Annotated in this window: 5 protein-coding genes; 4 read left to right on the top strand and 1 reads right to left on the bottom strand. The window is 41.0% G+C overall.

The window, feature by feature from the left end:
* Positions 1-64 precede the first annotated feature (64 nt).
* Together CWB72_RS08185 and CWB72_RS08190 are read left to right on the top strand one after the other, a co-directional pair.
* The gene (locus tag CWB72_RS08185) at positions 65-1771 is read left to right on the top strand and encodes an alkaline phosphatase D family protein (RefSeq protein ID WP_138630490.1); all 1707 of its coding nucleotides are present in this window, start codon (positions 65-67) and stop codon (positions 1769-1771) included.
* Positions 1772-1878: 107 nt separating this feature from the next.
* Positions 1879-3999 (top strand): methyl-accepting chemotaxis protein, encoded by a 2121-nt coding sequence (locus CWB72_RS08190; RefSeq protein ID WP_138630492.1) that lies wholly within the window; start codon positions 1879-1881, stop codon positions 3997-3999.
* A 59-nt stretch (positions 4000-4058) separates the two neighbouring features.
* Here CWB72_RS08190 and CWB72_RS08195 read toward each other — a convergent pair whose 3' ends face one another.
* A complete protein-coding gene (locus CWB72_RS08195) occupies positions 4059-7754 on the bottom strand; it encodes a M4 family metallopeptidase (RefSeq protein WP_138630494.1) in 3696 nt (1231 codons plus the stop codon).
* Between the two features lie 182 nt (positions 7755-7936).
* Here CWB72_RS08195 and CWB72_RS08200 point away from each other — a divergent pair, with 182 nt between their 5' ends.
* Positions 7937-8545 (top strand): PKD domain-containing protein, encoded by a 609-nt coding sequence (locus CWB72_RS08200; RefSeq protein ID WP_138630496.1) that lies wholly within the window; start codon positions 7937-7939, stop codon positions 8543-8545.
* 592 nt (positions 8546-9137) lie between these two features.
* A complete protein-coding gene (locus CWB72_RS08205; RefSeq protein WP_138630498.1) occupies positions 9138-9368 on the top strand; it encodes a helix-turn-helix domain-containing protein in 231 nt (76 codons plus the stop codon).
* The last annotated feature ends 160 nt before the right edge of the window (positions 9369-9528 follow it).

Raw genomic sequence — 9528 nt, forward strand, 5'->3', positions numbered from 1 at the left:
GTGTCATATCCGTTGTCTAACATCAGCGCTTTTTAAAAGACATAACAATATAGAGGTACATCTCATGACAGGGTTTTCTCGTCGAGATTTTATTAAGAGCGCATTGATTGGCGTTGGCACAACTACGGTTTCATTGTCACTGATTGGATGCACTAACAATGACTCAAGTCCATCTTATAACGACTTTAATGCAAGCTTTAATCATGGCGTCGCAAGTGGTGATCCGTTAGACGACCGTGTCATTTTATGGACGCGTGTTACACCCGAAGGTGAGCCTCAAAGCGTCAATGTCAGCCTAGAAGTTTCATTAGACAAAACATTCGAAAACCTTGAATTTGATGAAGCGATTACTGCTTTAAAGACAAATGATTACACCATCAAAGTCGACCTCAAAGGGCTAAAAGCCAATACCCGCTACTACTATCGTTTCAAAGTAAACGAAACCCCGTCAGCAATTGGTCAGGCAAAAACATTGCCAAGAAATGATGTTGATCAAGTTAAATTTGCTGTTATGTCATGTGCAAACTACCCAGCAGGCTATTTCCATGCCTATGGAGAAGCTGCCAAGATGCAAGATCTAGATGCCGTTTTACATTTAGGTGACTATATCTATGAGTACGGTATGGGTGAATATGCGACCGATAAAGCCGTGGAACTGGGTCGTGCATTACCAGCAGACAATCAAGGCGAACTGATCTCTTTACAAGATTATCGCAAACGCTACGCGCTATACCGCACCGACACTAACTTACAAAAATTACATGCTAAAGCGCCTTTTATTGCGGTGTGGGATGATCACGAAGTGTGTAACGATGCCTATATTGATGGTGCAGAAAACCACAATGACAATGAAGGCATGTTTACTGAGCGTAAGCTTGCTGCACTTAAAGCCTACTATGAGTGGATGCCAATCCGACCTTATGTAACAGGCCAAGCCGAAAGCCTATATCGTAAGTTCGACTTTGGTTCATTGGTTTCTCTATATATGCTCGATACCCGTCATGAAGCACGTTCAAAGCCACTCGATTATCAAAACTACCTAGACCCTACATCAGGACAGTTAGATATTGCCGGCTTTCAAGCTGATATCACAGCGCCTAAGCAGCAACTCATCGGTACTGAACAGTTAACTTGGCTCACAGATAACATCAAAACATCACAGGCAAAGTGGCAAGTACTCGGTCAACAGGTACTTATGACCAAGATGTTGCTACCTGCAGAGTTGCTTACTGCATTGGCTAATCCAAATGTATCTATTGCCTCACAAATGACTGAACTGGCTCAATTAAAGAGCAGAGTAATGGCTGCTGATACATCTTTAACCGAGCAAGAAAAAAGCCGCATCAGTTTTGCTGCTCCTTATAATCTGGACGCATGGGATGGTTACCCTGTTGAGCGTGAAATGTTGTTACAAACCGCAAAAGCCGCAAATAAAAACCTTGTCACCATAGCCGGAGATACGCATAACGCTTGGTCGGGTAAGCTGTGTAATGCTCAAGGTGACATTTGTGGGTATGAATTTGCTACCCCTTCAGTCAGTTCGCCAGGCTTGGAATACTACCTCCAGTTACCACAAGCACAAGTCACCGAATTTGCCGATGTGCTGAAGTTACTCGTTGATGACCTCGAATTTGCCAATATTCATCAGCGCGGCTTTATGACGTTAACATTTACGCCTGATAAAATTGATAGTCAGTGGCACTTTATTAGCGACGTACAATCTCAAGTATTTGCGATTGAGCATCAACAACTGATGCAAAAAGCGCTTTAGCATGATAGAAAAGCGGTTAAGGTAAACCGCTTTTCTCACCCAACCTAAGCCACCAGCCCCCCCTCATTGTCTTTAGTAATAGTTGTTTAAAATAAATCGGTAGGAATATGGATCAGCGCTCTATCAAAATTAAGCTTATAGCATTTATCTCGGTTACTCTAATTTTGCTTATCACTTCACTTGTCACTATTAGTTGGCTTCAGCTTAATAGTAATAACCAAGTACAAAGTGAGCGCGTGCAAAATGTTGTGCTTAACGAAATCAATGGCCGCTTAATGGCAAAAGCCAGACTCTATTCAGAGCAAGTGAGTGCCTACATAAATAAAGAATATCAAATCCCATATTCATTGGCGGGGGGAATAGCTAAAACCGCCGAACAAAGCCCTATATCTCGGCAAAGTTTATATTTAATGGCCCTTGGTGCACTAGAAAAAAACCGAGGTGTCTCGTCAATTTATGCGCAATTTGAAGCCAATGGCTACGATGGTAAAGACAGCCAATTTAGCAATGCCAACCAAACCCATTCGGTTCCAGGTGCGGGCTCTCTCGAAATTTATATTACCCGCGATGCACCAGGCCAATTTACACAACATCAAATTGAAGATCCTAGTGAGAAATACCTAAACGCACGTAACGAATTTGGGTTTCGAGAAAGCGAATGGTATTTGTGTGCCAAGGACAATTTAAAGCCATGTATTATGGAACCTTACCTCTATGAGATCACCCCTGGTAATTCAGAGTTAATGACCTCACTCACCACTCCAGTAATCGCAAACAACCGTTTTATTGGCTTAGTCGGCGTAGATATTAATTTACCGCGCTTTCAAACGCTTACAGAAGAAGTATCGAAATCACTTTATAACGGTCAAGCTAAGGTCAGTATTTTAAGTGATATAGGTTTGTTAGTTGGTTCTAGTCATTACGATAAATTAGCCCGCCCTTTGCTTGAATCTCTACCTGGTAATGCAGGCAAAACCATTATGGACAACCGTAAGAGACAAGCTGAATTTGAAATTGGTGATAACCTCGTTTTTACCATGCCAATCGATATCAAAGTCGCCAACACCACATGGAGTTTAGTAATAGAACTACCTAGAGCCCTTGCACTAGAACAAGCATATTTATTAGCAATGCAACAAGCTAAAGATACTTCAAGTGTTGGTTCTAGCATGATTTTAACTGGTGTTATCGCAACTATAATCGCACTTACTCTATCTCTGATTATTTTAGAAACCATCATAGATCCACTCACTGCGATTAAAAATAGAGTAGAAAATCTTGCAAGCAACGATGGTGACTTGACGGTGCAACTCGATGTAACTCAACATGAAGAGCTGATAGCCATTGCGACTGGCTTTAACTTGTTCACTCAAAAGCTGCGTAATATGGTGAATGATCTAAAAGGGTTAGCGAACAACTCTTACGAGCAATCCACCAAAACTTCACAGGCTGCCGAAGACATTAAAGCCAAAGTAAACATGCAACATATGGAAATCGATAGCGTAGTTACAGCTATCAATGAATTGAGCGCCACAGCCAGTGAAGTCGCTCGTTCTTCTGAAAACGCCGCTTCATCTACGAATGAAACCAATAAGAAAGTCAAAGCCAGTGAACGAGGGATCTCCGCGGCCTCCTCATCTGTCCAAGTGATGTCTGAGCAAATTGCAAATGCCAAAGAGTCCATCAATGCCGTTGCGATTCGAAGTAACGATATCACCCAAATTCTTGATGTGATCAGAGCTATTGCTGAACAAACCAACTTACTTGCTCTCAATGCTGCCATTGAAGCGGCAAGAGCGGGAGAACAAGGCAGAGGGTTTGCGGTGGTAGCCGATGAAGTGCGTTCTCTGGCTTCAAAAACGCAAGATTCAACAAACGAGATCAGTCAATTAATAGATAACTTGCAAACTGAAGTTAAAACCTCAGAAGATATTATCGAGCACTCTGTGGTGAAAGCGCATGATGCCATGACCCATTGCGGTAGTGCTGCAGCACAAATGAGTGAAATGGTGGCGGCTTTGGACGATATTTCGAATGAAGTGACCCAAATCGCGACAGCTGCCGAGCAACAAAGCGCCGTTACAGAAGACCTAAGTGCCAACATGACGGGGATCTCAGATGCAGCCGCAGAGCTTGCACAACTCGCAGATACAATTGAAGATGCAGCGCAGCATCTGATGAAGCTTGTCGAACATAAGAACAGTCAACTAGGACTACTTAGAACTTAGTAGGTAATGTAAACCCATAAATAAAAAGGGTCACATCATAGTGACCCTTTTTATTTAACTTAAAGGCTTTTGAATGAAAACCTTAACGGCTGCTCTGTATTACTTTGCCAAGTAAAATCAAGGCCTATATCTTCGTATACATAAATGGTTTGCGAAACTTCTTTAACAAGTTTACCTGCCATAAGCACCTGCAGCTTCACCGTATAGTCAGTTGCCAACGTTGCTAATTCAGTTTCAAGTTGCTTTGCAGTAATTTGCTTATCATTAAGCAACCAAATAAACTGATATTGCTCACCTAGCTGATCAGCATTGGTTGTAGAAAGTTTTAAGCTAGCATTATGTTGAGAAGATGAAATGTCTACATTTGCATAAGGCTGCTCAGCAACGACCACCACTTTTTGTTTTGTAAATCGTGCACCCGACTCTGTTACTATAGTAAGTAACACCGCGTATTCACCAGCCTCTGAAAACTGCATGACATAATTAGGCTCTGAGGTTTGTACTGGCTGTTGCATTGCTGTTGTAGACCATAAATACTCCTCAACTTGAACATCTGCGTTATGTGATGCACTCAATTGACAACTTAAACCATCAGCCACACACACAAAGTCCAAGTTTGGCACCACTTCTCTCTGTAAGTCACGTGTTTGCTGCTCGACTATCTGGCCTTCTTTTTTCAACATATAAACAAAACTTGATGCATCACTCAGCAGCTCTATTTGCAGTTGACCATCTTCTAAAACATACTCTTGCCCATCAATAACCACTGTGATTTCGAACCCAGCAGGTAATTCCGAACTCAACGCAAAAGTAAATGTGTTATTGACCTGAGAGATATTAAAACTCACGTCTGGTAATGGCTCAGGTTCTTGGATCTGAATTACTCTGCTAGTTGTAAACTCAGCATTAGAATCAGGTACTAGCAAGGTAAGTGAAATCGTAAACTCTCCATAGCCTGCAAAGTCATAATTAAATGTATCCATTGAAGCTTTAGCAATTCTTTCTCCATTTAGGACCCATTGATAGGTAAGCCCAATATCTGCTAAGTCATGAGCTACAGATAGCTCGCATTGAGTGCCTGAAAGCTCACATTGGATAAGTAGATTAGGATCACTGATAGGTGTGACCAATTGAGATGTTTCTTTTACAACTTCACCTGCTTTCAGCAGCTGCAAAGTAACCATTTGCGCTGCAGTAAATTCATACGCTATTTCTTTTTCATGGCTAGACTGCAGCTCGCCGCCAATAAACCAATTTAAAGTATAGCGATTATCAAATTCGCTATTGGCTGATAAAGTAATGACACTATTCACTTGCTTGCCAATCACTAAACTTAAATCGGGCAAAGGCTCACTGAGAAGCACTTTGGTCTGCACAGAGAACTCTGCTGTACCATCTATGTATGCCATAGCCAAAGAGACATCAAATTCACCATAACCTGCAAAATCATAATTAAATGGCTGGTTATCTTGCTTTACAAGTTGCTCCCCAGCCAAAATCCAGCGGTATTCAACTCCTGCCTGTTGGGCATCGTGACTCGCAGATAGTGTACACTGCGTGCCTTGAGCTTCACATGTTATGGTTAAATTTGGATCTGCAATGAGCTCAATCTGCTTTTCAGCTCGACTAAGCACACGATCGCTTACTACATGCTCGAGTGAAATGGTATAAGCACCTTGTGCATTTACTGCTTGCTCTAGTTCAGTTTCGCGCTGCTCTATCACTTGCTCAGGTAAGATCCAACGGAACATTGCTTGCTCGTCATAACTAGGTAAAACAGTTAGGAGTAGTGTTTGCTCAACTTGTTTATGGCTGAAGTCAATAGGTGTAGTAGGTACACCCGCTTCAATGTGCACTTTAAGATCAAAAGACTGGCTTAACTCATTCTCAGTACATGCACTCACAGATGAATCATCAATGCGAAATCTCACCAGCATGTCGCCAGGCACTGCATCAACATTAGGTAGCGTGACTGCACTATTGTACTCTGTCGTACTTAATACGTTTTCATCGTCTGTAAACTGACGGTCTCGATTCAAATCATAAAATACCGATACCACTTTATCGGCAGGCATATTGTGGAGTTGAAACTCGCCTAATGATTGCTGGTACCATATATTTTGTGCTGCTAACAAGGCATAACCCTGATCTAACGCAAAGTCCTCACCATTCACACTGAATTGACTCGATAGCACGCTGCCGGTTTCAGGCTGACACCATGGTTCAGCGAAAACACTCAATAGTCTGTGGCCTGTTTTAGTCTCGCCATTTGTGTTTGAAGTGGTAATTGACAATAAATGTTCGCCTGAATCTAAACTAAGCTGCGCTTGTTTAATCGCGTTAAATTGTGATTGAGTATTGAAGTGTGATTGCCACTGATACAATGGCTGCTCATTAAGGTTAATATTCACTGCACTGAGATCAGCTTGCTCTGACTCAGCCAAAGCGTAATTAATCGAGGTATAAATCCGCTCAATAGAAAAGTCTAGGTTGTTTGCTAAGGTGTTTGTCGGGATTAAACCAACCTCTTGCAACTTGGCTGAGACCATGGCTTTGTCTTGCTCTTCAGCCACATCTATCAAACAAAATGCCGCATGTTCAAACGTAGTATCTTCAACAAAACACGACTGTGCAGCTTTCATGGTTAAGCGGTAGGTTTTCGAAATATTCCATTCTTTTGAAGTAGATAAACGATAAAAGAAACGATTTAAAATCCCTGCTTGATAATGTGGGCCAGGAGTTTCAATCTCTATATCACGCCAATCATCAATACTCTTACCATCTGTCATCGGCGAGTATAAATAACGCAGCGCTCTATTTTGAACATATTTATCCCATGCCATGGCATAATAAAAATTACCACCAGTGGATAACTGTTGATGCGCATCAGACTCTATAAAGTTTTGTTCGCCACCTGCCTGTAATTTTTTATAAAACTCATTTCGAACTAGTACAGCGGTTAGATCAGCAAATGCCTCTTGAATCGCAGCTGTGTCATTATTTTCATAGCCAATTATTGAGTTCCAGGTTAATAGAGCGTGACCCGTTTCATGGGCAATGATATCCAGTGAAGTCGCATGTGAAAACCCTCCACTTCCAATAATACCTCTGCCCAACAAAACCCTTCCATCTTTCCAAGCGCTAGAGTAAGGCTCACTACTACCATTCACCACAACATTTAATTGTTCTAAACAATATTCGGCCTCTGAATCACAAGGAACTGTGGTGTTTGGATACATAGCGGCAAATTCTTTATGCAAGATATCCATAGTAATACCGCCATAAAAGTGGGCATCGTTCTCAGTTTGAAAAACACCAGCACCATTATAATTAACTTGAACCCGAGATAGATCCGCACTCTCTTGTGCAGCCCCGTCACAGGTGTAACTGTAGACTGGATAATCAACCGTATTCTGGCGCGTAATCACGGCGGCATTTTCTAAAGAGCACACTCCGTCTTGATGTTTTACAACAAACGGATAACCACTGAACTGAGAAAATAACCGGCTATCTTCGTCCCGATACAATAAATTATATTGCTCTGGAATATATGGAAACAGCGCTCTTGTTCGCCCATTATCGGGTATCACTGTGGTTTGACAATCACGACTAGCAAATTCGGGGGCTTGTGCGCACAATAAGCCCATTTTTGCATTACCCATCATAGCGGGTACGGCAGAATAAGTGTGCTCTGTTGCTTTGAGGGGGGCCGTTAAAAACAAAAGCAATGAAGTAAGCTTCAAATGATCCTTCAAAATTATATCCCTTAAAAGTTTTTCTAGTTTAATAATGTAAAAAACGCATAAAATAACTTACCTTTTACAGATACAAATGTAAATTAAAAATATTCTTATCAACTACTTAGCTACTAGTAAAAGTTTATTATTTTTGCTATTGCTATAAAAAAGCATTTTCTAATTTAAGGACAAAGATAAAGATGTATACAATTAAACGATGGCTAGGATGCTTAACAATACTCGCGTTTTCCTCGACTCTTTACGGTATAGAAATAACAGATTATCAGTGGGATTTCGGAGACGGCACAACCAGTTCAGAAGCCAACCCCAATCATGTATATCAACAACCGGGTTTTTATCAGGTAACTCTCAACGCATTCGTGAATGAAAAACTCAGTTACAGCAAGCAACACGTGATTGATGCAGTATCTCCAGCTATTAAACAGTTTAGCATTTTAGGAAAAAACAATACCAAAGTTGGAGAGCGAGTCTCTTTTTCAGCAGAACTTGAAACAACAAAGCCATTACAGTTGAGTTATATCTGGACTAACCATGAAGGCATTGAGCATAGTGGTAATCAATACACATTTACGACAGACAAAGTAGGGTCTTTTGAGCTAAGCGTAAGTGGCTTTTTTGAAGGGAGGAAGGTCACAACAGACATGCTTTCTTATACAGTAACGGCGGCTGATACAACCCCATCACCAACCACTCCCAAAGACAAGGCTCAGCAATCAGATGGTGGGGGCGGATCACTTTTTTGGATGCTGCCAGCCCTATTTATTTTGGTGTTAAGGCGTAAACAATAAAGCTAAAAATTCTAAATATTAAAACAATTAAAAGGGCTGAAAAGCCCTTTTTTAGTGCGAAAAACCTAAGTGAAAAGAATTCAAATATATTAAGTATGACAACCTGACTACTTGAAAATCTGTACTTTTAACCACTGCACTTTACCTCCTATTTCCTTAATAGATAAAACTCATTCCTTTTTATTTACTAACAAACATTTAAAGAGTAATTTGTAGATAATTTTTAGCCGAGGACTTTCACTTTTAAGGCGCTCCAAGCAAAAAAATAATCTTCTTCATAATCTATATTAAAGAACGCCTAGGCTTCTCAATAGCCCTGCGCCGTATCAGTGCAATATGGCTATGGTCTTCACATAAATAGTGCAACAGGTACAAGTAAAAAAACAAGAAATTAATTAAAATCATAACCTTATAATCTTGGCATAACTTTTTCTTAATATAAGAAGCAAAGCAGTTATTACAGGGGTTTTCGTATGCACAACTTTATTCAAACCATGCAGCTAATTTGGCACTTAGATTGGTACTCAAAAGTGAGTATATGGCCAATTCACGAAGAGAAACAGGTCTCACAACACGCTAAGGAGCAACTTTAATGAGTATGCAACCGGGGTTAAACGAAGCCATGTTAAGCGTCATGATCGGCGAGTCGAGCCTCTCACAAGCCGCATCAAGATATCAAGTTTCAAAACGCAGCCTTTACAGCGCATTACGTTTTGCTAAACAAGCCCCTGAGCAGCGACAACAACATTTGCAACGAGTTAGAGAGCAGTTAATGGCCAATATCGCCAACATTGATGCTCGGCTCACCCAGCAAACCGCCTAACCCTAACTCCTCCAAACGTTAGGTAAAATAGCGAGTCGACGATTACTCGCTATTTTTTTGCTCACTTTAATCACTAAACATTGGAAAAAACACCTATTTAACCTGAGCTGCGCATAAGAAATTGAACTAAATGCCCTTGTGGTGATCAGATCTTTCGAGC

It is taken from the genome of Pseudoalteromonas phenolica (genome assembly GCF_005886345.1).
Taxonomy (GTDB): domain Bacteria; phylum Pseudomonadota; class Gammaproteobacteria; order Enterobacterales; family Alteromonadaceae; genus Pseudoalteromonas; species Pseudoalteromonas phenolica_A.